Annotated in this window: 26 protein-coding genes and 1 other RNA gene; 7 read left to right on the plus strand and 20 right to left on the minus strand. The window is 44.9% G+C overall.

The window, feature by feature from the left end:
• The first annotated feature begins 46 nt into the window (after window positions 1–46).
• Complete coding sequence (locus tag CVD19_RS01070) at window positions 47–445, plus strand: reverse transcriptase-like protein (protein ID WP_101580022.1); 399 nt, start codon at window positions 47–49, stop codon at window positions 443–445.
• A gap of 4 nt (window positions 446–449) precedes the next feature.
• On the plus strand, window positions 450–1379 hold the full coding sequence (locus tag CVD19_RS01075) for a DMT family transporter (RefSeq protein WP_101580023.1): 930 nt from the start codon (window positions 450–452) through the stop codon (window positions 1377–1379).
• 36 nt (window positions 1380–1415) lie between these two features.
• On the opposite strand, the gene CVD19_RS01080 is transcribed toward CVD19_RS01075, so the two are convergent.
• Together CVD19_RS01080 and CVD19_RS01085 are read right to left on the minus strand one after the other, a co-directional pair.
• On the minus strand, window positions 1416–1685 hold the full coding sequence (locus tag CVD19_RS01080; protein WP_101580024.1) for a DUF6123 family protein: 270 nt from the start codon (window positions 1683–1685) through the stop codon (window positions 1416–1418).
• Window positions 1686–1750: 65 nt separating this feature from the next.
• Window positions 1751–2212, minus strand: a complete 462-nt coding sequence (locus CVD19_RS01085; RefSeq protein ID WP_101580025.1) for a divergent PAP2 family protein — start codon at window positions 2210–2212, stop codon at window positions 1751–1753.
• A 200-nt stretch (window positions 2213–2412) separates the two neighbouring features.
• On the opposite strand from CVD19_RS01085, the gene sspL reads away from it, so the two are divergent.
• A complete protein-coding gene (gene sspL, locus CVD19_RS01090; RefSeq protein WP_101580026.1) occupies window positions 2413–2544 on the plus strand; it encodes a small, acid-soluble spore protein L in 132 nt (43 codons plus the stop codon).
• 217 nt (window positions 2545–2761) lie between these two features.
• Here the strand turns inward: sspL and CVD19_RS01095 are convergent, their stop codons facing one another.
• The 7 genes from CVD19_RS01095 to CVD19_RS01115 form a co-directional block, all read right to left on the minus strand.
• A complete protein-coding gene (locus CVD19_RS01095) occupies window positions 2762–3652 on the minus strand; it encodes a 5'-3' exonuclease (RefSeq protein WP_101580027.1) in 891 nt (296 codons plus the stop codon).
• A gap of 79 nt (window positions 3653–3731) precedes the next feature.
• Window positions 3732–3908: a hypothetical protein gene (locus tag CVD19_RS24460; RefSeq protein WP_180953467.1), complete on the minus strand. Its 177-nt coding sequence runs from the start codon at window positions 3906–3908 to the stop codon at window positions 3732–3734.
• Between the two features lie 104 nt (window positions 3909–4012).
• On the minus strand, window positions 4013–7669 hold the full coding sequence (locus CVD19_RS01100) for a dynamin family protein (protein WP_101580028.1): 3657 nt from the start codon (window positions 7667–7669) through the stop codon (window positions 4013–4015).
• Window positions 7670–8086: 417 nt separating this feature from the next.
• On the minus strand, window positions 8087–8656 hold the full coding sequence (locus CVD19_RS01105; protein ID WP_101580029.1) for an isoprenylcysteine carboxyl methyltransferase family protein: 570 nt from the start codon (window positions 8654–8656) through the stop codon (window positions 8087–8089).
• Window position 8657: 1 nt separating this feature from the next.
• Window positions 8658–9785 (minus strand): type III polyketide synthase, encoded by a 1128-nt coding sequence (locus CVD19_RS01110; RefSeq protein ID WP_101580030.1) that lies wholly within the window; start codon window positions 9783–9785, stop codon window positions 8658–8660.
• A 334-nt stretch (window positions 9786–10119) separates the two neighbouring features.
• Window positions 10120–10245: a hypothetical protein gene (locus CVD19_RS25270; protein WP_257984989.1), complete on the minus strand. Its 126-nt coding sequence runs from the start codon at window positions 10243–10245 to the stop codon at window positions 10120–10122.
• 142 nt (window positions 10246–10387) lie between these two features.
• Entirely contained in the window at window positions 10388–10867 is a 480-nt protein-coding gene (locus CVD19_RS01115) for a hypothetical protein (protein WP_142383493.1), read from the minus strand.
• Window positions 10868–11243: 376 nt separating this feature from the next.
• On the opposite strand from CVD19_RS01115, the gene CVD19_RS01120 reads away from it, so the two are divergent.
• Genes CVD19_RS01120 through CVD19_RS01130 form a run of 3 tightly spaced genes read left to right on the plus strand, consistent with a single transcriptional unit; the run spans window position 11244 to window position 13553 of the window.
• Entirely contained in the window at window positions 11244–11393 is a 150-nt protein-coding gene (locus CVD19_RS01120; protein WP_101580032.1) for a cytochrome c oxidase subunit 2A, read from the plus strand.
• A gap of 28 nt (window positions 11394–11421) precedes the next feature.
• A complete protein-coding gene (locus CVD19_RS01125) occupies window positions 11422–11898 on the plus strand; it encodes a cytochrome c oxidase subunit II (protein ID WP_101580033.1) in 477 nt (158 codons plus the stop codon).
• Window positions 11898–13553: a b(o/a)3-type cytochrome-c oxidase subunit 1 gene (locus CVD19_RS01130; RefSeq protein WP_101580034.1), complete on the plus strand. Its 1656-nt coding sequence runs from the start codon at window positions 11898–11900 to the stop codon at window positions 13551–13553. The genes CVD19_RS01125 and CVD19_RS01130 overlap by 1 nt, the downstream gene beginning before the upstream one ends.
• Before the next feature lie 24 nt (window positions 13554–13577).
• On the opposite strand, the gene CVD19_RS01135 is transcribed toward CVD19_RS01130, so the two are convergent.
• From CVD19_RS01135 to CVD19_RS01180, 11 genes are all read right to left on the minus strand, one after another.
• Window positions 13578–14510: a DMT family transporter gene (locus CVD19_RS01135; protein ID WP_101580035.1), complete on the minus strand. Its 933-nt coding sequence runs from the start codon at window positions 14508–14510 to the stop codon at window positions 13578–13580.
• Window positions 14511–14556: 46 nt separating this feature from the next.
• Window positions 14557–16047, minus strand: a complete 1491-nt coding sequence (locus tag CVD19_RS01140) for a carboxypeptidase M32 (RefSeq protein WP_101580273.1) — start codon at window positions 16045–16047, stop codon at window positions 14557–14559.
• A gap of 435 nt (window positions 16048–16482) precedes the next feature.
• Window positions 16483–16653: a hypothetical protein gene (locus tag CVD19_RS24465; RefSeq protein WP_180953468.1), complete on the minus strand. Its 171-nt coding sequence runs from the start codon at window positions 16651–16653 to the stop codon at window positions 16483–16485.
• 84 nt (window positions 16654–16737) lie between these two features.
• Window positions 16738–16923: a hypothetical protein gene (locus tag CVD19_RS01145; RefSeq protein ID WP_101580036.1), complete on the minus strand. Its 186-nt coding sequence runs from the start codon at window positions 16921–16923 to the stop codon at window positions 16738–16740.
• A gap of 107 nt (window positions 16924–17030) precedes the next feature.
• Window positions 17031–18173, minus strand: coding sequence for a THUMP domain-containing class I SAM-dependent RNA methyltransferase (locus CVD19_RS01150; protein WP_101580037.1), 1143 nt, complete (start codon window positions 18171–18173; stop codon window positions 17031–17033).
• A gap of 204 nt (window positions 18174–18377) precedes the next feature.
• Window positions 18378–18760, minus strand: an RNA gene (gene rnpB / locus CVD19_RS01155) — RNase P RNA component class B.
• A gap of 82 nt (window positions 18761–18842) precedes the next feature.
• Window positions 18843–19142: a cell division regulator GpsB gene (gpsB, locus tag CVD19_RS01160; RefSeq protein ID WP_101580038.1), complete on the minus strand. Its 300-nt coding sequence runs from the start codon at window positions 19140–19142 to the stop codon at window positions 18843–18845.
• A gap of 83 nt (window positions 19143–19225) precedes the next feature.
• Window positions 19226–19786 (minus strand): DUF1273 domain-containing protein, encoded by a 561-nt coding sequence (locus CVD19_RS01165; RefSeq protein ID WP_101580039.1) that lies wholly within the window; start codon window positions 19784–19786, stop codon window positions 19226–19228.
• Between the two features lie 155 nt (window positions 19787–19941).
• A complete protein-coding gene (locus tag CVD19_RS01170; RefSeq protein ID WP_101580040.1) occupies window positions 19942–20214 on the minus strand; it encodes a CotD family spore coat protein in 273 nt (90 codons plus the stop codon).
• A 392-nt stretch (window positions 20215–20606) separates the two neighbouring features.
• Complete coding sequence (locus CVD19_RS01175) at window positions 20607–21884, minus strand: ribonuclease H-like domain-containing protein (protein ID WP_101580041.1); 1278 nt, start codon at window positions 21882–21884, stop codon at window positions 20607–20609.
• Window positions 21885–21904: 20 nt separating this feature from the next.
• Window positions 21905–24184: a DEAD/DEAH box helicase gene (locus CVD19_RS01180; RefSeq protein WP_101580042.1), complete on the minus strand. Its 2280-nt coding sequence runs from the start codon at window positions 24182–24184 to the stop codon at window positions 21905–21907.
• Between the two features lie 167 nt (window positions 24185–24351).
• On the opposite strand from CVD19_RS01180, the gene CVD19_RS01185 reads away from it, so the two are divergent.
• The gene (locus tag CVD19_RS01185; RefSeq protein ID WP_101580043.1) at window positions 24352–25044 is read left to right on the plus strand and encodes a Crp/Fnr family transcriptional regulator; all 693 of its coding nucleotides are present in this window, start codon (window positions 24352–24354) and stop codon (window positions 25042–25044) included.
• The last annotated feature ends 294 nt before the right edge of the window (window positions 25045–25338 follow it).

A 25338-nucleotide genomic window follows, 5' to 3' on the forward strand; every position in this document is an offset into this window, starting at 1 on the left:
GATACACTTTTAATTACGTTAATAAACCATCCTGGAGGGATATTTTTTGATCGAAGTGTATGTTGATGGAGCAAGTGCCGGGAACCCCGGCCCCAGCGGTGCCGGCATTTTCATTAAAGGTGACGGGGAAATCCACCGGTTTTCCAAACCGCTCGGTATCATGACTAACCATGAAGCTGAATATCATGCATTAATCCATGCTCTAGAAATTTGCCTGGAAAAGGAATATAAAGTAGTTTCCTTCCGTACGGATTCGCAGCTTGTCAATGCTGCGGTTGAAAAAGAATATGCCAGGAATCCTTTGTACTCCCCTTTGCTCGAAAAAGCACTTGAGCTTACAAAAAAATTTGATTTATTTTTTATGAAATGGGTTCCTTCCGCGGAAAACAAAACAGCCGACCAGCTGGCAAGAAAAGCGGCCAGGGAAAATACTGAAGGTAGGTGACGATATGAGAAAATCCATGGTTGCGGATGTGTCACTGCTTTTAGTGGCACTTATATGGGGTGCTACCTTTGTTCTTGTGCAAAATGCTATTGCATTTCTTGAGCCGTTTTCGTTTAACGCTGTCCGCTTCACTGCAGCAGCATTGCTGCTGGCAGTATGGCTTTTGCTTTTCCAAAGAAACCAGCTTGCCGCGTTAAATTGGAGATCGATTTTGGCTGGTGCGACGCTCGGCTTCTGGCTTTTTATCGGGTATGCGTCCCAAACAATCGGCCTTTTATACACAACTTCGTCAAAGGCCGGATTTATTACCGGCTTAAGCGTTGTGATGGTGCCTCTGTTTGCCATGGCATTTTTTAAGTACCGCCCTGGCTGGAATACCATTGCCGGTGTTGCAGCGGCCGCAATAGGCCTGTACTTTCTGACAATGACTGATATTACAGCATTAAATAAAGGTGACGGGTTTGTATTTGTGTGTGCGATAGCCTTTGCGGTCCAAATACTGCTGACTGGAAAATATAGCAGCAAATTCCCGACTTTGCTTCTTACAGTGATCCAAATTGCCACAGTAGCTGGTTTGTCAGGCTTGTCCGCCATGGTCTTTGAGGACTGGAAAAAAGCTTTTCAGCCTGAGGTTATTTTTTCGGTAAAAGTGATGTCCGCCCTTGTAGTGACTGCAGTTTTTGCTACAGCGCTCGCTTTTCTGGCCCAAACCGCATTCCAAAAATATACGACAGCGACGAGGGTAGCACTTATTTTTGCGATGGAGCCTGTTTTTGCGGCCATCACAGGTTATATTTGGGCGGATGAGCTGCTGTCTGCCAGTGCATTGTTTGGCTGTCTGCTTATTTTCGCAGGGATGGTGTTTGCGGAACTGCCGCCTGGACTCAAGATTTTTAAAAAGATGCTGCCCATGCTTGACAAAAAAACGGGCTGACCCGGAAGCATGAAAGCTTCTGGAGGATCAGCCCGTTTATATCGCCAGCAGCTGTTTTTCTTTTACAAAATTCATTGCTTCCTTACGGGTATTGATTTTGTTGGAAGTGAAAGTCTCAAGCAACGATACATAGAAGCTTCCGTCGAATGTTTTTTGTGCTTTCAGCGTCAATTCTATTGCCGCATTTACCACTTCATCAGATGCATCCGTATAATGCTTGCCAAAATACACAAACCCGACAGCGTCTTCCCCAAGCTGAAACCCTTTGCTTCTTAAATCGTGCAAATAATCTTCGACCGATCGCAACTTTCGCTCAACCCTCTCACGACTATACTCTTCCTTCAAATCTTACCCCATCGTTCGACAATTTTCTACCGTTTTTTAGTTAAAAAATACCCTGCTGCACCCATCAGGATTCCCAGAACCGCGCCTCCCAGCACTTCTTGTGGCTGGTGCCCCAGCATTTCCCTGAGTTTGTCCGGAGTTTTTTCTTCAAATTCAACCGGGTCATTTTCATTGATTTTGTCCACAAGCTCATCAAGGTCATTCACCTTCAGAGTGAGTTCTCCGGCCTGCCGGCGGATTCCCTGGGCATCATACATGACAATGAGCCCAAACACAACCGAAAGCGCAAAATCAATGCTCGGCAGCCCTCGCTTTAACGCAATATAGGTCGTCAGGGAAGACACTCCTGCCGAATGCGAGCTTGGCATGCCCCCGGTAGCGAAAGCCATCTCCGGCTTCCATTCCTTGCTTTTATAATAATGTATCGGTATTTTTAAAGCCTGGGCCAAGCCGATACTGGACAGAGCGATTGCAACACCTTTATTCACAAACTTCACCTCCATGTTATTTTAAAGAAAACAGATTGTTTTTATTCGGGCTGTTCATACTAAGATTGAGTCCCTGATTGGAGACTGAATCTCTCTCATACAATGATCTGCTGAGAACAAGGCTTAAGTCGGAGCATATTAGGTTAATTCACGTTTCTGGACATCCTTAAACAATTTATTTACAAGGAGAGACTTTTCGAATGAGCAAAAAAACTGGCAGAGGCACAAAAGCGCCAGGTGTCAACCCGGAAGGCTACGGCCAGGACGCAGAGCTGGCCGAAAATCCAAAATCCAAGCTTGAAAATGCGGCTAAAAGGAACAATACAAAATAATTCTTAAAGGAAACTCGCCGATTGGCGATCCTTAAGGTGCAGACAGAGGCGTAGTTCAGCGAAAAAGCTCACTTTTCTGTCTGCGATGCTGATGCTGACAAATGATTCCTTATACACTTGTACTTGGTTTCTTAAAATTGGCCCCTACATCAAGTTTTCTTCCTTGCTGCCAATCCCAAAGTGCAAAAAAAACGGCTGGAGTCTCCCAGCCGTTTCATTATGCGTATGCTTCTTCTGGTTCGATGAAACGATGCAGTCCCTTAAATTCGATTTCCGCGAATTTCTGCAGGACCTTTTCCCGGTCAAGCCTGTAAATCGCATCCTCAAAAGCACATTCTACAGGGGTGTCACATTTTATTTCGGCAAGCCTTCTGCTTAGGTGGAGCATTTCAATGTCCTGCTCAATTTTTGCTTTGTGGGATTTGCCCAGTTGATCAAGGTTCGCGATGATGCCCTCAACATTGCCGAATTGCTGCAATAGCTTGAGCGCCGTTTTTTCACCTATTCCCCGCACGCCTGGATAATTGTCGCTTGGGTCGCCCATCAATGCCTTAAGATCAATCATCTGTTCAGGCCAGATTCCTTTTTCCTCAAAGAATGTATTCCGGTTATGGACATCATAATTGCCGAACCCTTTTTTAAGCAGGATGACGGATATATTGTCATCGATTAATTGCAGGATGTCCCTATCCCCAGTAAGGATGGCAACATTCATTGTGTCCGCTGCTTTTCGTGCGATCGTGCCGATGCAATCATCCGCCTCATAGCCTTCAATGCCGATATTCGGCACATCAAACGCTTCGACCACTTCTTTAACAAGATCAAATTGCGGGATGAGCTCCAACGGGGCATCTCCCCTGTTAGCTTTATAGCCTTCGTACATTTCTGTGCGGAAGGTTTTGCTGCCCATATCCCAGCATACCGCCACGTGGCTTGGTTTGAATGTTGAAACAGCAGTGAAGAAATGCTTCACAAATCCATAAACGGCATTTGTAGGCATCCCTTTCGAATTCACCATAAATTGTCCAGTGATTGAAGTTGCATAAAATGCTCTGAATAACAACGCCATGCCATCGACCAGCAAGAACGTCGGCTTGTCATTTTGCAAGCTGAACCCTCCATCTTCATGTATTATTGCTTGATTTTAGTTCAACCTGTCCATTATAACACGATTCCTCCGAAATGCTTCATTTCTTTCTTTTTTCCATTAACTTTACAACATGCTCTTTAGGCGTCCAGCAGTTGAATTGATAATGTGTTTTTGTCTCATAATTAAGCCGGCTGCAATAATATTTCACCACCCCGTCCTGTCTGGCTGCAGTGAAATGAATGCATGTGGCACAGGCATGAAAGGGATTTGACATGGCCGCCCTCCTGTAAGATCTAAAATTTACGCAGGCCGATCAGCCCGGAGCCGTCCTCACGGCTTCAATTTCCGTAATGTCAGGTGTGACGAACAGGAACCCGATCAACCCAGCTCCTTGATTTCTGCCAAAGTTATTTTTAATTGATCAACCGGGAAGGCTTCTGCAAGGACAGAGGAAATACCAGTATAATATTCCTTTATCTGTTCAGTGCTGTCATCTAAAAGGCCTTTAAAAATGTTTTCCATCACGCTGGTGTAATGGGCTTTCAATCGCGCACTTTCTGTTTGTAAATATTGGTCAGCCGGACCTTGCAGAAGCTTTTCCAGCTGGTCGGCCATTAAGCGTTTTTCATTTTTTTCGAAAAATGATTTTGGGTTTTTAAACAGGGCCAATGCTTTCTTAAACATTGATGGGTCAATATCCTGAAAAGCATTTTCAAAATCCAGGTTCCCAAACCTGAAATCCTCCCACTTTGAAAGCAAAAGTTCATGGTCAATTTTTATAATTTCTTTCGACAGGCTGTCCTGGAATTCATTCAGGATTTTGCCAATGAACACATCGATCCTGATTGTTGTAGCCCTGAGCTCCTGGGCCAGATCGTAACCAAGGCTTTCGAGCAGGTCGTCCATCGCAGCATCGAGCGCTTTGTGCAAATTCCGCCCGTCATCCTTCAACAGGGAAGGATGGAACGCTTCCCTGAAAAAATCACCGAACCGGAAAAACACTCTTTGTTTAATATAATGGGTCAGCTCATCCGTTTCCTGAAGAAGCCTTGTGTGCAAGTATCCGGGATCTTGGTTTTTTATCACTTCCATTACAGCCTTTTGCTGCTCATCCATCTTGGCCCGTTTTACCTGCTTTGCCGCCAGGTCTTCATTGGATGAGATGATTAAATTTTCGATTTGGCGAACCGCCTGGATCCATTTTGCATCCGCAGATTGAACAGCCAACTCCATTAAACCATTTGAAATAAAGGAATAGAAGTCCTGTTCAAATTCTGCAAAAAACGAAGTGCCGGTAAATTTCCCACCGGTTTTTTCCTCTAATGCCTGGAGGCTTGATACAGGATACATATTGGGTTTCCGGATACCGTACTTCAACAGCTGATCCTCGACGTATGCCAGGACAGTCTGCATTTCTTCCATGGAATTCGCCAGATCGACTGCATTGACGATAAAGAACATTTTATCAAGCTCGAATGTATCCTTTACCCGCCCTAATTGAATCAGGAATTCCCGGTCGGCTTTTGAAAAAGCATGATTATAATAGGTGACAAACAGGATTGCATCAGCATTTTTAATATAATCAAAGGCTACGCCTGTGTGCCTGGCATTGATTGAATCAGCACCAGGCGTGTCGACAAGGCTGATGCCCCTTCTGGTCAATTCACAATCATAATATACTTCAATCCAGTCGACTAGGCAGGATTTTTCCTCCTCTGAAACAAAGGACCTGAATGTTTCGAGATCGGTGCTGAACACATTGCCAAGCCGGGGCTCATATGGTCCCAGTCCCCGTGAAAAAGCCTGCAGAAATGTCAGGTGTGTTTTTTCCGCGGGACTGAATGTTTCCCCACCCTTTATCATTCGAATTTTATTTACAGCCTCTAGAAGGGTGCCTGCCTCAAGCCCAAAAAATTTAAGAGACCGGTTTACTTCGGAAAGCAGCTGGCCGGCTTCCTTAAACATGATTAACACAGTTCCATGATGATGCTGGTCTGTAACAGGCTTTATTCTGTTGATGGCCGCTGTAGTTGGGTTGGGGGATACCGGCAGGATACTTTCACCGACCAGTGAGTTGGCAAAAGACGATTTGCCGGCACTGAACGCACCGAACAGGGCTACTGTAAATTCCCTGCCCTCCAGTCGCTCTGCCTGCTGAACCAGGTCTGCGGCAATTCTTTTGAAGCCGGGTATTTTGCGGATTTCCCTTGCCGTGTTGTTTAATTTATGGATTACATGCTCCAGCCTTCCATCATGCGCTGCAATTTCAGTCCAGCTGCTGCGAGCCGGCACAGAAATTTCTTCCAGGATCTCTTCATGTACAGCAGTTTTCATTACATCTGCTGGAACCTTGACGATATCCGGCACCACATTTTCTCTAATAAATTTTTCCATGGCATTAATCTCGCTGACCTGGGGCGCTGCATCGCCGAAAAGAATGTCATTGATGATTTGTCTATGTTCCGCCAGTTTCTGTTCAATTAAATCTAGTTTTTCCTTGGCTGAGATGCAGGATTTAAGCTGCCTATGCTCAGCACCCAGTTTAATGACCTCCTCGGAGATTCCCAGCTTGGCTTTTTCTAAATATAATTTCTTAAAATCAAAAAGCTGTTCCCTGGCACGCTTCTTAATGGACTCTGCGACATCCGCTGTAAAATTTAAAACATATTCCCCGGAAAGCCTTGCACCAGGCTTAACGAGGTTCTCCAGCAGTTCCTTGGAGAAAATTATTTCATAGTTTTGTATCTTCGCCATAAGCTCCGGATCAAATATATCCTTTTCTTTTAGAAGCTTGGTTAAGTATTCTTTAATATGCCAGTTTAATTGAGTATTTACCTTCACTGTTAAATCCTCATAAAACCGGTCCAGCCTTGCCTGTCTTTCCAGTTTTGTCTTTTGTGAAGCAAAGAGCAGGCCAACTTTGAAACCAGGCTGTGTTGCCTGCAAATAGGCTTCAGCCAGGGCTCTTGTCTCATATGGCATTAAATAGGCATTTTTAAGGATGCTTTCTACTCCGCTGTCAAAGCTCGATTCAATGGTTTCGCCGGATACTCTTAATTCATGCAGTTGATTCATGATCTGTTCAAGCTTTGCAGGGAGTTCCTTTTGTTTCGGCTCTGGGACTTCTTTCAGGAGATCATTTAGCATTTCAGCCTCGGCTTCATGCTGTCCTGCCAAAAACTCCAGGTGGTCATCTGATAGTTTTTGCAAAGATTGAAAAACCGACTGGGGCAGGATCTCAGACCGCTGTGCAATCCGGTCCTTAATAAACTCCTGAAGTATGGCAAATTGGTTCTCAGGCATGTCTGGGTCCCTCAGGGAAGTATAAAATATCTCTGCTGGCCTGACTCCCCATTCTTTGAATGCGTCCGCCACACTTTCTTTAAACTGGCTGAAGCTTAATTCCTCTTCCCTGTGTTTATCAATCTGATTGACGACTAAAATCAGCTGTTTGCCGGCAGACGTCAACTCTTTTGTAAACAGAAAATTCAATTCGGATTGGACGTGATTATAATCCATTACATAAAAAATGACATCTGCGAGATGAAGTGCCGATTCTGTGGAAACTCTGTGCGCCTCATCGGTGGAATCGATCCCGGGGGTATCGATGATTGCAACATTTTCAGGAATCCCCGCCCCTTTATGGCTGATTTCAATCGCTTGAATTTCGTCCCCGTCTTTACAGTATGATTTTACCATTTCATAGTCGTAAGGAGCCGGATACAAGACCGGCCTTCCCTGCTTAAAAAACACCTTCGCATACCCTTCCCCGGACTTGACCTTGACGAGGTTGGCACTGGTCGGAATAGGGCTTGACGGCAAAATATCAGCACCGGCCAGCCGGTTGATCATGCTCGATTTCCCGGCAGAAAAATGCCCACAAAAAGCAATGGAAAACTCTTTTTCAATCGCCTTTTTCCCAAGCTCAGCAGTTTTCGATGATGTCTCAGTATCCCCATTCGCGGTGAACATATTATGAAGTGAATAGATTTTTCCGATAAGCTGTTTATCCTGTTGCACAACGATTTGGCCCATGAACTTTACCCCTTGTTACTAAAAATTTATAGCTTCATATATTCTAAACGATTTTTCAGTGTTTTCCTACAGTAAGAATATTATAGCAATTTAACTGCACAAAAATTAAACCCGGAGCCTCTCGTCCGGGTTTAATAAGATTGTTTTTAATAGTGCAATTTTGCTTATTTCAATACATGTTTATGAATGTTGTTTAGCTGCATGGTCACGCATACTTCTCTACAAACTTTTATCAATGTGGTTTTGCGACATGATCAAGAACATACTTCATGACAATCGAGTACACAGCTATTGTTGAGATGACGAACATTGAAACCATAGTATGCACCATCCTCGGAAAATGTTCATTTAAATGAGAATTAATTTCATTTCATATGGAGTTTAACATTAATGATTCTCATTTTCAACTACTCTCCGTTAATTGTCATACTTATTTAACAAATTCGGGACAAAACGCCCGCTGCCCTTGAATTCTGCTACATAACGGGTCAATTCGTTCAAGGCTTTTTCTTCGGCTGGAATCCTTATTGAAAGGATGACCAAATTCATGATTGAGAACACTGCAGCCGTGATAAACGCATTGAACAGTAACGGAATGATGATGAATTCGATGGTAACAATGACATAATTGGGATGTCGAATAAAACGGTATGGGCCTCTGCGCACTATTTCAGCGCCCGGAAGGACAATGATCTTCGTGTTCCAGTACCTGCCGAGCGAAAGCAGGGCCCAGGTCCTCAATGCCTGTGTTGCAAGAAATATTAATAAAAGAACGGGCCAAAATCCGGAAATCCCCCGTTCAAAATAATAATGCTCCACCGCAAAAGAGATGAAGAATGCCGCATGAACAACTACGATAGCTTTATAGTGGGCAGCTCCGAACTCGAGCGCACCGTTCTTTTTCATCCACCTTTCATTTCTTTTGGCAATAATGAGCTCCACAAGCCTCTGAGATATAATGAAACCTATAAAAATGTAAAACGCCATGCTACTCCCACCTCATCAGCAGCAGTTCGGAACTGAAGCCAGGTCCTAAAGCAGCGGCAAGGCCTATTTCCCCATGCCCTGCTTTTTCCAGGAAACGCTTTAAGACGTACATGATGGTTGCTGAAGACATGTTTCCATAATCGTTTAGCACAGCCAGAGGGATATCCGTCATTTCCGGAGCAATGCCGAGGGACTTAACGTAAGCGTCAAGAACTTTCTTGCCGCCGGGATGGGCGATAAAGTGGTCGATTTGATTTATGTGCATATTGTGCGAGGCCAGAAACTCCTCCACATTCGGCCTGAGCCAGTTTTCAATGATTGAGGGGATACTCTTTGAAAATATGACATACAGACCTTCATTCTTGATATCCCAGCCCATCACATCAAGTGAATCAGGCATCGTTGTTGACATCGTCCCCAAGATTACCGGTGAAGCAGGCAGCCTGCGGAGTTTTTCAAAACCTGAATCCCGGCCGCATAATAAGGCACATGCCACCCCATCCGCGAACAGGGATGTACCGATAAGATTGCTTTTTGACAGGTCATTTTTCTGGAAGGTAAGGCTGCAAAGCTCAATTGACAGGACCAGGACCTTGGCATCGGGATAGGCAAGGCAATATTCATGTGCTCTTGATAATCCTGATGCACCACCGGCACAACCGAGGCCCCAGATGGGGATGCGTTTAGTATGCGGTGAGAACGGCAGGATGTTCATGATGCGGGCATCAATGCTTGGAGTTGCAAGTCCAGTGGTTGAGATGGTGAATATCGCGTCTATTTCATCATATGGGACAGGCTCAAGCAGGAAGGCCTCATCTGAAAGGCATTTTTTTATGGCCTGGGCACCGAGTTCAACTGCCGATTCGATATAAGCATCGTTCTTTTCTTCTAATGTACGGACTTTCTTGAACCAGTCAAGGTCCCTTGCAAAATGGCGTTTTTTTATTTGCCCATTGTGAAAAACTGACAATAATCTTTTAATATCACTGAATGAATCTGAAAAAAGCTCCTCGGTGAAATCCATGACAAGGTCCTGGTCAAAAGTGTAGGGCGGAACTGCTTCAGCTAGTGAAATAACAGTGGACATTGTGCGACTCTCCTCACTTTTCTGTACGGTTACTTTTTCCATTTACCCGAAGAGTATTCAATGAAACAAAATATGGCTGCTATCATCCAATAACAGTGCGGAAAACAGCCTTTTACCCGGTAAGTTCCCATTTAATGACGGTAACTTGGGATTTTATACCGGTAAGAGTGATATATTCCTGGTACATTCTGTTATATTCCCTCAAACTGTATTTTAATAGAAATCCACCTAATATTTTACTTATTCAATATAAAAAAGGACCCTCCCACATTGTAGGAAGGCCTTACGTTTTGAAGGAGTTGTTGTGCTCTTTCATTATAGTTGATTCATTTCTTTTTATACATTATTAAATGTTTACCAATTGAAAGTGTAGCCATTATTTGGACTTTGGCTGCTTTTGCACTTCAATCCAGATTTTCTGTGCAGCAAGCACACCGCATTCGTTGCATAACCTGATTTCATCATACAAAAGCCTGCAGTGCTCGCAATAATATTTTTGCATGGCCTTTCCCTTCCCTGATTTTACCCATTTATCACATTCTATTTTTCGACATCATAAATGGTTACACATCCAGGGCAGTATTTTTCCCGCAAGTAAAATGAGTGCTCATTTAAATTAAAACAACTACCGTGTCACAGCCTGTTCAAACTATATTTCCCGGAAACTGTTTTAATTGACTTTCGAGCCTGTCAATTCCCTCCTGATAATCCTTCTGCAGTTCTTCGTGGTACGTAAGCGTCAACAAGAGGCTTTTCATTGCTGTTTCAAAATCGACCACGCCCAATAAATCTAAATAGCTGAATAAAGTGACCTGCTGGTTCGTTAAATTGATCGCTGCCGGGGTTTGATGGTCGATATGATAGATAAATAATGTATTCGTCCCCGGTTCATACCGAAAAACAGGGCCCATATTGCTGAAGGTATTACTAAGTTTGTCGTTAAACCTGTATCCATTGTTTTTTATGTAAGTCATTACCGGCAAAAGCCTTTGTGCAGCCTGTTCAAGCTCTTGAGCTTGTTGGTCGTACAGACTCCGGTATTCACTTTGCAAAGATGCAACTTTTTCATATTCCTGGTCAATTCTCTCCATAAGCCCTTTCACTAATCCATCTAATTCCGACACTTTCATCATCCCTGCCCTTATACAGTATTTTTACTATCACTATTTTTTTACATAAAACGGTAAATTTATACATTCATGCTTCAAGTCTGGTAACAGGCACTTTTGCTTTTTGTCACGACCGTTTCGTCACACCCGGTGGCTGCCAAACCCTTTTTGTTCACTATTTGACAATTGAAGCTTCACATTTTATTCACATTTGCCCCCTGGTTGATGTGACTTAAATCACTGTAATATCAACTTTCCAACATTAACATAGTAAATACGTAAGGAATGAACAATTTGTGAACTGCCGTAAACATATGGAAGTTTTACATTTGTCTTGTATTATGAAAATGTACTTATTAATTTTTTCAATTATCTGAAGGGAGTGGAAGGAATGGCTCAGCCTGGCCTCCAGAAAAAAAACATTGTCAAAACTGAAGACAACTCTACTTTGAAAGGCACCCTGGCTTCCGTTTTCTTGTTGGGATTTTTCCTGATTGCTACTTGGGTAGGCGTTTACTTTTTGTTTCTAGACCGGTTCTAAACGTGAATTAAGGGGGATGGAAGAAACTATGCATATTCATAAATTTGAAAAAATATGGCTGATTTTCGGCGTTGGCACACTGCTCGTTTTCTTGACCACGATCGGGGTAAGCGCTTTTCACCTGGGGAACCAGCCGCCAAGCTGCCTTGCTACAGTCGATCCGGAAAAGGTTGATACGCAGGCGCCTTTCAATGAGCCTGGCCTGAAAAAAGTTGAAGGAAAAGACTGGGAGTATGAGCTCGTGTTTGTTGCCTCCGCGTTTTCATATAATCCGTTAGAGGTTGAAGTTCCGTTAGGTGCCAAGGTAAAAGTGATTGCGACGACCAAAGACGTTATCCACGGATTTGAAGTCGCTGGTACAAACATCAATATGATGCTCGAACCCGGCTATATCAGTGAATATGTCACTACGTTCGACAAAGCCGGAGAATATTTGATTCTTTGTAACGAATATTGCGGCACGGGGCACCATATGATGAGCTCCAAGCTAAAGGTGGTGGAATAATGGTTAGCACGAAAACAAATTCAGTTGTCGACCGCCGCGACGGCAGGCTGGCAATGGCACACTTTTACGTGGCATTCATCGCGCTTGCTGTCGGCGGACTTGCAGGCCTGTTGCAGGTGCTGGTACGTTCGGGAAAATTTGAATTGCCTTGGGGCATTGGATATTACCAGGTGCTTACGGTTCACGGGGTTGTGCTGGGACTTGTTTTGACTACTTTCTTTATTATGGGATTTCAACTTTCAGTTGTGAGCAAGACATCCGGGACCTTGACAAATAAACAGCGGATAACAGGCTGGGCCGGGTTCTGGATCATGACTGTCGGTACTGTCATGGCTGCGGTCATGATCCTATTGAATGAAGCATCGGTCCTATATACTTTTTATGCGCCCCTTCAGGCACATGCCCTTTATTATTTGGGACTTACGCTCGTCATCGTGGGAAGCTGGATTGACGGCGCCGCCATTATCCTGGCCTATGCGAGATGGAGAAGGACAAACCCCGGAAAGCCAAGCCCGCTTCTGACATTCATGGCGCTTGTCAATACATTGCTATGGGTCGTGGCGACAATCGGAGTGGCTGCTACAGTGTTATTCCAGCTGCTTCCTTGGTCACTCGGTTTGGTGGACACAGTGAACGTATTGATCAGCCGGACACTTTTCTGGTACTTCGGCCATCCGCTCGTGTATTTCTGGCTGCTGCCAGCTTACATGGCATGGTATGTCGTCATTCCAAAGGTCATCGGCGGCAAAATCTTTTCAGACTCACTGGCTCGCTTGTCGTTTATATTATTCCTGCTGTTCTCCATTCCTGTCGGGTTTCACCACCAATTGATGGAACCGGGAATTGACCCGGCTTGGAAGTTCCTGCAGGTAATCTTGACTTTCATGGTCATTATCCCTTCCTTGATGACTGCATTTTCACTGTTTGCAACATTTGAGTCATTCGGGCGGTCAAAAGGATCAAGGGGCGTATTTGGCTGGGTGAAACTGCTGCCATGGGGGGATGCTCGGTTCATTGTGCCATTTATTGGGATGCTTGCATTCATCCCGGCTGGCGCAGGTGGTATCATTAACGCCTCCCACCAGATGAACCAGGTGGTCCACAATACCATTTGGGTTACAGGGCATTTCCACTTGACTGTTGCAACTGCTGTCCTGTTAACGTTCTTTGGAGTTTCATTCTGGCTGGTCCCTCACTTGACTGGACGCAAATTAACGAAAGCGATCAATAAACTGGCCATTATCCAGGGTGTGCTCTGGGCAATCGGGATGACATTCATGTCCGGTGCAATGCATGCAGCAGGACTCCTTGGCGCACCGCGGCGGTCAGCGTTTTCTGAATACGGTGGTGCAGCCCAGGCTGCTGAATGGATTCCGTATCAAATTGCCCAGGCTGTCGGGGGATCGATCCTGTTCCTGTCTATCATATTAATGTTGTACATCTTCATCAATCTGGCATTCTTTGCACCAAAAGGCGAGCAGGAATTCCCCGTTGGCGAAGCAGCCCAGCCGCAAGAAAGAGCTCCAATTGTATTTGAAAACTGGAAACTTTGGCTTGGCATTACTGTCCTGTTGATCCTGTTTGCCTACACGATTCCATTTATCGACATGATCCAGAATGCACCTGTAGGCTCAAAGGGCTATAAGTTCTTTTAATGAAAACAAACAAAGCGCTCCGCTTTATTGCGGTGCGCTTTTACTTTGCTGCCGGCTGTCCGCCGCGGTATCCTTAAATCGTTTCGCAGGCGGCATATTCACAATGAAAACAGACCCGATAATTAAGAACGTCCCCAATAGCTGTATGTAAGTGATTTTTTCATGAAATATGAGCACTCCAAGCAATGTAGCAGCAATCGGTTCAATTGATGCCATAACAGCAGCACGGCTGCTCTCAACCTTTTCTAACCCCCATGAGTAAACAAAGTAAGCAAGCACAGTAGGGACGAGCCCAAGACCTAGAGAAAGCATTACTGTCCCGCTTTCAAGAATGTTTGGACCTTTCTCCCAAAGGCCTGTCACTGGCAATAAAAAAACCGTGGCAACCAAAAAGGTATAAAAAGTGACAGTAAATGGGTGATACTTCTGTAGAGCGACCTTCCCAAAGATACTGTATAGGGCGTAACCAAGCCCGGCTCCAACGCCGGTCAGGAGATCAAGCCATGTGAAGCCGGCTCCTGCGCCAACGTTCACCCCGGCAATGAGTGCACAGCCGGCGACAGTCACAACCGCTGCAGCGGCTTTCCTCATACTCATTGCCTCACCCAGAAACAGGCTTGACAATATAGCCACAATTGCTGGTGCCGTATAAAGCAGTGCCACCGCAACGGATATATTCATTTCGTTGATGGCCGTAAAATAGCACCAGTTAAAAAAGACAACACTTAATAAACCCGTGCCCACAAACAGATAAATATCACCGGGTTTTATTTTCATTTCCCGCTGGTAAAAAAGAACTCCAGCCACAGTTAAAATGGCTGTGGCCACAGCCACCCTGAGGGTGACGATTTCCATTTCTGTTAAGCCAGCCTCGGCAAGCCCCTTAACAAAAATACCGATCAGCCCCCACAAAACAGCACCTATAACAATCATCGAACCAGGCAATGCTTTTTTCATATGCTCCTCCACTAAAAAGGATGGCAGACTTGCTGCCATCCGGCTGCTATGACAACTGATAAACTTTGTTGTACTTGTCGTATAGATAATCGATAAGGTAACCGGCGTTAAGCCCCTCACCTGTTACATCCTGGAGGATTTCAAGCGGCTTTTTCATCTTTCCGAACCTGTGTATTTTCTCATTAAGCCATTCTTTCACTGGCAAAAGATTGCCTGCTTCCATAAAAGCATCAAAATCAGGCAGGTCCTTCAGCATGGCATTCTTTATTTGTGCCGCGTACATATAGCCAAGTGCATAGGATGGGAAATACCCAAAGCTTCCGCCTGACCAGTGGACGTCCTGGAGGACACCTGCTGCATCATTGTCCGGCCGCACACCAAGATACTGCTCATATTTTTCATTCCAGACGCGAGGCAAATCCTTTACTTCAATTTCATCATTGAACAGGCCCTTTTCAATTTCATAGCGGACCATGATATGCAATGGATATGTCAGCTCGTCAGCCTCAATCCTGATGAGCGAGGGCTTGGATTCATTGATAGCACGATAAAAACCATCGATGCTTACGTCGTCGAACTGACCGTTTGAGTATTTCTTCAACAGCTCATAATTATTCTTCCAGAAGGAATAATTCCTTCCCACGAAATTTTCATAGAACAATGACTGGGATTCGTGGATGCCCATTGATGTGCCCGTACATAGAATAGTCCCGATAAGCTCTTTCGAAATGTTCTGCTCATAGAGGGCATGTCCGCCTTCGTGAATCGTTCCAAACACGGCGGTCCGGAAGTCGTGTTCATCGTATTTTGTGGTGACCCTGACATCACCGGGATTGATTCCGATTGCGAACGGGTGAACTGTTTCATCAAGCCGTCCGGCGTCGAAGTTGTAACCCATTTTTTTCAGTATTGCCAGGCTGAATCCGCGTTGTTGCTCTTTCGGAAATGATTGAAACAAAAAGGCAGTCTCTGGTTTATGCTGCGATGCAGAGATTTGTTTTACGAGAGGGACGATTTTTTCGCGAAGTTCCCCGAAAACCCTGTCAAGGATCTCTACTGTAATCCCGGGTTCGTACATATCAAGCAGTGTATTATATTTATTGCCTTCATAACCCCAGTACTTAATAAATTGTTTGTTCTTTTCGACCAGCTTTTCAAGATATGGCCTGAACAATTCAAAGTCGGAGCCTGCTTTGGCTTCCTCCCATACGCTTTCTGCCTTTGATTGCATGATGACATACTCCCTGTATTCTTCAGCGGGGATTTTTTTGTTGCGGTCGTATTCCTTTTTGCACTCTTCCAAAGTCTTCCTTGTCAATTCATCTAATTCTGGCCGATCTGAAAGCTTTGCTATGTATGCTGCCATTTCCTCTGAAGTGGACATATTGAATAGATCTGCAGACAGGACTCCAATGACTTCCGAACGCTGGTCGATTCCCTGTTTTGGCGCCCCGGTCCGTAAATCCCAATATATTAGGCCCAACGCTTCATTGTACGCCGTCATCTTTTTTACGTAAGCTAAAAATTCCTGTTCCATCTTTTTTATGTCAGTCAATTTTCTTCCCCCTATTACTTTGCTACATCTTATCTTATCATACTTTTCTGAAAAAGGAGCGCAATAAACGGTTGGCAGTGCAAGCAAGCGTGTTTATTCATATGCACGGGTTCGATAAAAATTCCTAATCCAAAAAGGTGTTTGGATGATCAACCCCGAACTTTAACACCGAGGGGGAATGTTGCATGGATGAATTGGTCGGCCATTGCAAAATCTGCGGAAAAGAGGTATTTTGCTTTGACGGGTTCTTGAATGGAATCCACAAAGATGGATCCCTTTATTGCTTTAAATGCGCAGACTCGGACCAACCACAAAAATAAACTAATCCGCAAGGGGAGAACCTTGCGGATTTATAAGGACATTAATCTTCTTCTGTCGCCAGGTCTTTCACCGTAAGCTGCTCATTTTCTTTGTGTGTCACCTTGCGCATGATGACAGCTTAAATGACAATGCCTGACGGAAGTCTTTTTCTGCGGCTCTGAGTCTATGTAACGCAGGCTCTCCGGGCTGCAATTCCTGCTTCAACGCCTCCTTGCTTTGTGCAAGAGCTTTTGAAATCCTGTTGAAATCAACATTAGGATGATTCATTGTCATTCCCCCATTCCAAAACAGATATATGATTTGTATTCGGATATCGCCTTCAATATTCTCCCATTACGTCATGCCTTTATGTTAGCCTAAGCCCGGCTGCCGTCTTTTTAACTGTTTTTTGATGGCCTCGTCGCGTTCCCCGCCATCGGAAAGCTCCTCGGAAAATTCATGGCTTGCTGCATGGTTGTCACCTACAATATTTGATGTACGAATCGTTTCTGCGCGAAGATTATTGTTTGCCGCGGCTTGCTCATTCCATTTCCCCATGCTTTCTGCCTCCTTCATTTGTTATTAGTTTCGGATTGCCCCGCAAATTTTATTCATAACGAAAAAAAGGCGCACCTTCCCAAGGGTGCGTCCTCATGAATTGCAGCTTATTCGGTTATCCTTGGAGGCCTTTTACCCCAATACTGGTAAAAATCAGTCCGGATGAAGCCATTAAACAGCTTCCTTTTTTTTGTGGCGGGCTTGCCGAAAAACTGCTCGAACTGTTCATTTGAAGTCAAGATGTAGATGGACCAGGTTTCAAGCGGGGAAAGAACACGCCCGATCTCCCTGTACATCTGTTCTACTGTATTCTTTTCACCTAGGCGCTCACCGTATGGAGGGTTGCTGACCAGGACCCCGTATTCCTCCCGGGTCGTAAAATCCTGGACGCGCATCTGCTTAAATGACACAAGATCTCCCAAGCCAGCCTCGAACGCGTTTTCTTCAGCAATTTTAACCATACGATGGTCGATATCTGATCCGGTAATGTTCAACGGCTGGTCGTAGTTGGCCAAATCCTCGGCCTCATTCCTCGCCTGTTCCCAAACTGTCTCAGGCATCCAGTTCCAGCTTTCTGAAACGAAGTCTCTGTTAAATCCGGGGGCAATATTTTGCCCGATCAGCGCTGCCTCAATGGGGATCGTTCCCGAGCCGCAGAACGGATCGGCAAAAGGACGGTCAGGTGTCCAATTGGTCAGCAGGACAAGGGCAGCTGCCAATGTTTCCTTCAGCGGGGCCTCGCCTTGACCAGTACGGTACCCTCTTTTATGAAGGCCGCTCCCGGTCGCGTCTATCGTAAGTGTCGCAACGTCCTTCAGCAATGCGACCTCGATCCGGAACATCGCTCCCGTCTCCTCAAACCGTGCCGTTCTTTTGTAATGCCGTGCCAGCCTGTCCACAATCGCCTTCTTAACAATCGCCTGAGAATCCGATACACTGAATAGCTTGGACTTCACAGACTTTCCGATGACAGGGAATTCCGCATCCTCAGGGATAAATTGCTCCCATGGCAACGCTTTTGTTTTCTCAAACAATTCGTCAAACGTATATCCCTTAAATTCACCGACTTTGATCTTGATCCTGTCCGCGGTCCTGAGCCATAGATTGCTTCTTGCCACGGCAAGCTCGTCCCCTTTATATGTAATCCTGCCGTTCTCCACCTCACACTCATACCCAAGCGCCCGTACCTCTTTTGCCACGACCGCTTCAAGCCCCATTGCCGATGTCGCGATGATCTCCAAGTTTTTCATAAGTTCACCCTTGTTCTTCTGTGATTATCGAATATGTAGCACATTTTCTTTTTATAATTCCCATTTCCAATCAAATTTTCCGTTAAAACCAGATATCAATTTAATCGATTCGAAGGAAATATTACCAATAGTCTTATATATAACAAAAGCTCTCCTGAAGAAAGGAGAGCTTTTAATCACTCATACAATATTGCATTAATAACGTTCTGTAAGCCATGTTCTGTACCATCGTACTGCAATCGACTGCTCGTCTCGCACTCCGGCGGTAATCATCTATCTACAGGCCGGATGACCTGTCCTTCCCTTTGTTCAGTTCCTCCAGGAAGGTGCCCCTACCATTATTTGGGTTTCTCACTCGCGGGGTTTACCTCGTTCCACCCTTCCCATTTCTGGGAAGGCTACGTCACTGTGGCACTTTCAAGGTATTCATGCCATATCCGGAAAGGACTTAGGCATTTTCCCTGCCGTCAACCGGAAGATCCGGCTGCCCTAGCTTATGGATTGGCTAGGCACGAACACTACGGGCATCTCAGCCCGTGCGAGCATGGACTTTCCTCTGCAGCAAGCTGCAGCGATTACCCGAACGCTATTAACGACTACATGAATCATTATATGTAATCTCAAACAAAATAGCAATGGAATTCAACTTACAAATTCTCCATGTTCTGGTTAATCGTAAAGCTTACTTCCGAAAACGTGCTTCTCAAGATTGGACAGCCTTTTCAGGATGTCAAAATTTGTAGTCCCGGCAGCTTGTGTGCTTGGCCGGCGGGATGATTCCTCAAGCTGCTTTCTCAAGCGGAGATTCTCTTGCTGAAGGTCTTCAATTTCCTGGTGGAAGGCCTCATAATCCTTGATGATCACATCGAGAAACTTATCCACATCTTCCGGCTTGTAGCCGCGCATTCCTGATTTAAATTCTTTTTCCAAAATATCTTTTGCTGTTAGCTTAATTTTATCGGACAGCATTACACTCACCTCGATAATCCCCAATCATACATTATATTTTTTCAAAAATAAGCGATTTTGTCAATTTTTCTTTCTGTTTTCAATTAAAATCCGTTCTGGCTGTTGTTCTCTTCTTCGACAATCAATTGCAAATCGTAAAAAGTGATCTGCATGATTTCATATGGATTAGACTCCTGATACTTCCTTGCCGTCTCATACAGAAATTTCGGGCTCCCTTCCTTTTCCGTGTCATAAAAAAGGAGCATGCAATCGCTTTTCTCTACAAAAAATTGGTTTTTCAACCGGAACTGCCACGGTTTTTCGTAAGGCTTTCTTGATACTGAATCAACGTGGTCGGCCTGGGCAATAATAGATTCATACCATTCCTTGTTGCTTTCATTCCATGTCTCTTCCTGATTCAAGAACGGGGTGATCACAGACAGCTTCAGTTCCGGATATTGCTCCTGCAACTCGAAAACAGTTTCGGCAGCCCACAGCTCAACACCGAGCTGGCCGCTGATCATCACCCATTCAAGGCCGGCTTCAATCAGGGCTTCAAGTTGCCTGCGCAACGCTGCCTTTATGTATTTTATTGCAGGGTGGTTTGGCTTGAATATGCCTAATTCAAATGGTTTATAGCCCGAAACAGCCGCAACTTTAACCAAGTAACATGACGCCTCCTGATTCTCTTGCATAAATACATAAAAATTTATTCCTCTGTACAGCAATTATTAACCCTTACCTGAATATTTTATCCGGCAAAAAGTGATATAAATGCCCAATTAAAAACAAGGGCTAAAAAAGCCCTTGAACAAATCAGCTATCTTCCGAAGAACGGCCGCGGTCTAGGCCTAAACCCTGGCCCAAACGGCCCTGGCCCTGGTCCGCCATAGTAATTCTGGCTAGTAGGTGGAGTAGCTACCGTCGACTGAGTGTGCGGGAAATAATGAATATTGTCATAATTGGTGTGCAGTACATTTGTTGTGTGCGAAGGATGGATATGCGGAACTATGTTGTTCGCATAACTATGATTAACACAACATTTTGTCGGGTGGACTACAGCAGGCAAAATGTTAGTTGGTCTACAGAACATTATTAAAACTCCTTTCCTCCAGACTTATTATTTACATTATCAGCCTATGAAGAGAGGAAGAATCTTGTACTAATGAAAATACCTATTTTAAGGCAAAAGTACAAGCAAACCTTTGCACGATGTCTTAAAGGAAAGTATAAAGGCTGTCTTTCATCGTGGAAAAAATGAAGGCCGTCAGACAAAGCACTACAAAAAACATAACTAATACCGCTTTATACATACAAACCATCCCTTAATAATTTTAATCCATACAATTTAACATTTTACCCGTTAAGACGTGGGCAAACAACAGAAAAATACAAAATTCAGCATTAAAAATCATTACTTTTTTGTTACATTTTCTGGAATGTTGTCGACAAGCAATATGATTGTTGGACTTCGCTTCATTCTTCTCATGAAGGCTCGCTGTTTCGGCTGATTTTCTTTAATAGGCGGGCGATTCTCCTGTCTAACTCACTCATAAAAATGTTGGGCGCTTGCCCCTTGTCTTGCCCATCCGACAGATACGCAGATTTTGCTTTCCGGCAATAAGCAAGTGCTGCCTCGTAGTTTTTCTTACGGTGTTCAAAATGCTTGGCCAGCTCAATGCACGCTTCTTTCTGAATTGACGTGTCACACGATTCAGCCGTCTGCATCCATAGTGCTGCAGCATCTTCCCATTGTTTGTTCTTTTTATGGACAAACGCGAGAGCATGCCTGGCAGCTATCGATTCTGCGGTATCTCCATCAGATATGGAGAGGAATGTTTCGGTTGCCCTGGACATCTCCCCAACGTGGGAGAACCACCTACCGGCTTCAAATATTTCCCTGCCCGTTTGGTGTTCATCCATCCCTAACAGCTGGAATGAGAGATGGGTGTACAAGGTGATTAAGGAAAGAATGTCATGTTCGTTATGTTTAATGACACCAAGCAGGCCTTCTGGATTCTTCCTTTCGAGAAAATCAAAATAAATCATCGGGGCAAGAAATCCCGGTATATCATCTTTTCGTTCAAATCCAAGAATCTCTTTTTCAACAATGCTTAATTTCATCTTCTCTACCCGATGCTTCCACATCCTCCTGGACCCATGATACAAATCAAAATGGCCGAAAGAGGGCAGCTTTGGCACATGGTCCCTGACAAGGGTATGCCTCGTCTTGACCTGCGGCCAGTCAAAAGCCTTGCCATTGTATGTGACAAGGGTTGTGTAATCGACGTTTGAAAGGAAGCTCTGATAAAGGGCAACCTCAGCGCCGGGATAAGGCAATATATGCTGCTTCAGTCTTACTTCATTATCAGAGACTGAGGCATGGCCGAGGAGAAAAATTGTGTTGCCTGCTCCGCCTCCCAGCCCGGTTGTTTCAGTATCAAAAAAGACAAGGTCAGAAGGTTGATGCCCGGCCGCAGATAAAGGATGCGCGAAGGGTTCTTCGATCCACCTTGACACCGCCCGGCAGAAATCCGAAAAAAGATAGTTTCCATGACGGTTCCCTAACGGATATGAGACTTCCCGGACGAGACAATAGTTACCATCAAAATAAAACGGGGAGACGTTCTCCTCTTTCCACATCTCCATATATGGAATTTCCTGGTTGCCCAAAACCTGTTGAATTTCCGGCGGGGTATCCTGCTTCTTATGCACGCCCGACAGATGAGGCTTCATGCGGTTAAGTTTATTTTTCAAGGACATTTCCGGTTCTCCCCTTTTTCTTACGAAACTGCTGTCTTAATGAACAAATCTAGGATTTTTAAAACATCTGCCTTCGCATTTTCCGAACTGGCATCCGTGCCAATGCATGATGGGCAGCCTGCAGCACACTTGCATCCTCCCACCATCTGTTTGGTTTTCTTCAGGATTTCTTCCATGCCTGAATATATCTTCTCGCTTAAACCAACTCCGCCAGGATAGCGGTCATAAAAGAAAATCGTCGGTTTCTCATTGTGGGACGCTTTTACCTGCGGCACCACATGGACATCCTGGGGGTCGCACATCACAAACAACGGAGCGATATGCTTCAATGCTTGTGACGTCCCTATGAGGCCCTGCTCAATCCTCTCACCGCCAAAACCTGTCATCTCTTTATTCAACGACACCCAGGTAGAATTGGTATGCAGCTCTTCTTCAGGAAGGCTAATCGGCCCGGAACCAATATTCTCGTGGGTATCGAATTTTATTTTTTTAAATATGGTCGCCATAGCGCGGACGCTGACATCCCCATACCCGATTTCAGTGTCTAATACCGCTCTATGTTTGTCGATTTCAAGCACATCCAGGCTGACAGCGAGATTGGCATCAGTAAAATAATCTACGTCCACCTCCCGGACAAATGCCTTTTTTTCCTCCCAGTCCAGCTTCTCAACCTGGAATTGTATTCCCTGGTGAAGGTAGATCGCTTCCTCATGCAAAAGGGTCATAGCGGAAAACCGGTCCATTTCCCCGATTACACGAACGTTCGCTATATCGGTTTGATCGATGATAACGACATTTTCCTGAGAAGCGGATCTTAAGCTGATGTTATGGGCTGGAAAGGCGTCGTTCATCCAGTACCATTTGTCGCCGTTCTGGTGGAGGATCCGTTCTTCTGTCAGATATTCAAGAATTTCCTCTGTTTCTGCACTGCCGAACTGCTCTCCCAGTTTAAAAGGAAGTTCATATGCGGCACATTTTATATGGTCAATCAAAATAATCAGATTGTCAGGATTAATCCTGGCCGTTTCAGGGCTTCTGTTAAAAAAATAATCCGGGTGCTGGATGACATACTGGTCGAGAGGACTGGAGCTGGCGACCATGATGACAAGTGATTCCCCGTGCCTTCTCCCCGCCCGTCCGGCCTGCTGCCAGGCGCTTGCGATCGTGCCTGGATATCCGTTCATGATACAGACCTGGAGCTGCCCGATATCGACACCAAGCTCCAATGCGTTCGTGCTCACCACTCCATAAATGTCACCTGAACGGAGCCCTTTTTCAATTTCCCTCCGCTCGGTAGGAAGATAACCGCCCCGGTAGCCTCTTATCGTTTTTGGCCCCAATTTGTGTTTTACAAGCTCCTGCAGGTAAGTCAATAAGATTTCAACCCTGACCCTGCTGCGGGCGAATACAATCGTCTGGATTTTGCTTTTCAAAAACTCTCCGGCGAGCCGCCGGGTTTCAAGCGTGGCGCTCCTTCTGATGTTGAGCGGTTTATTTACGATGGGAGGATTGTAAAAAACAAAGTGCTTTCTCCCTGATGGGGCTCCGTTATTATCGATCAAAATCATTTGTTTTTCAGTAAGGCCTTCTGCCAGCTCAAGCGGATTTGCAATCGTGGCGGAAGTGCAAATGAACACCGGGTCGCTTCCGTAATACCGGCAAATCCTCCTCAGCCTTCTGATGACATTTGCGACATGGCTGCCAAACACTCCCCTGTATATGTGCAATTCATCAATAACGATAAACTTCAAGTTCTCAAATAGTGAGACCCACTTCGTATGGTGGGGGAGTATGGCTGAATGGAGCATGTCTGGGTTAGTGATGGCAATATGGCCTGCCCTGCGCACTTTTTGCCGGATATTCGAAGGAGTGTCACCGTCATATGTATAACTGTTAATGTTTAAGTCCGCTGCCTGGATCAGCTCATTGATTTCACTCTTCTGGTCCTGGGCAAGTGCTTTGGTCGGAAACATGTACAATGCCCGGGCATTAGGGTCATTGATGATCGTCTGGATGACCGGCAGGTTGTAGCAAAGCGTTTTCCCCGATGCTGTCGGGGTAACAGCAACAATGCTCTGTCCATTCATAATATTGTCGTACGAAGACTTTTGATGGGTGTAAAGCCGGGTAATACCTCTCTCCTGCAAAGCATTCTTTAAAGAGAGATCAATCGATTCCGGCAATTCAGCGGTCTTGGCCTCCCGCTCTTCAATCGTATGCCAATTTACAATATTATCGCTAAATTCATCAGCCTGTTTGAGCTCTGCAAGAATTTCCTGTATCGTTTTCCGTACCTTCAACTTTCTCACCTCATACATCTATTCTATCGAATAAACGTTCGTTTACAAAGAAAAAATAGCAAAATACGGATTGCTATATTTTGGCACGAATCAAAAAACAATAGCACAGCCAAAGAATGTTTGCGTGTTAAAATATTTGTAGTATCCAAATTTTGAGGTGAACGACCTTGCGCAAAGACCAGATAAAACGAGTTCTTTCTGAATTTAGCCTTTTCCGCGGTTTGAATGAACAGGAAATTGCAAAAATCATCGATATTTCCATCTCAAGAGAATGGAAAAGGGGCAGCCATGTGTTTCTCCAGGGCGATCCGCTTGAAAACGTCTATTTCATCAATGACGGCAAAATAAAGATTTACAAAAGCGATATCAGCGGACGGGAACAGATTGTTGCCATCCTTAAAAAGGGGGAAATGTTCCCCCATGTGGGTTTTTTCAGAAAAGGCGGGTATCCTGCGTTTGCTGAAGTGCTCGACGCGTCAACCCTTGTCGTCGTCCCGATATCCCAGTTTGAAAAGGTGCTCATCGAAAATCCAGATTTAAGCATCAAGGTGTTCAAAGTGCTCGGCGAAAAAATTGTTGACCTTCAGGAAAGGCTGGAAGCACAAATCCTGAATAATACTTATGAGCAGATTATCAAGCTGTTAATCCGGCTTACAAATATGCACGGCGAAAAGCTTGCAGACGGAAGCTTTAGGCTGAGAGCTGAATTCACCAATAAAGACCTGGCCAGCATGATTGGGACCACGCGGGAAACTGTCAGCCGCACACTGACAAAAATGAAGAAGGATGAATTAATCGGAACAGATGAAAACGGCGACATGATCCTGGACACAGAGGTTTTGCTGAACGAGCTCCTTTAAAATAGATGTTCCTGGCCATAAAACAAACTTAAAAACCCGCTGTCCAAATTGGCAGCGGGTTTCCTATTTAAGCCATGGACAGTTTTCGCTTTCGACCTGGCAGTTTTATCCATCACACACCTTATGATGGACAATTTTCGCTTTCGCACCGGCAGTTCTGTCCATCATACACCTTATGATGGACAGTTTTCGCTTTCGCACCGGCAGTTCTGTCCATCATACACCTTATGATGGACAGTTTTCGCTTTCGCACCGCCAGTTTTGTCCATCATACACCTTATGATGGACAGTTTT

Source organism: Bacillus sp. T33-2 (assembly GCF_002860205.1).
Classification (GTDB): domain Bacteria; phylum Bacillota; class Bacilli; order Bacillales; family Cytobacillaceae; genus T33-2.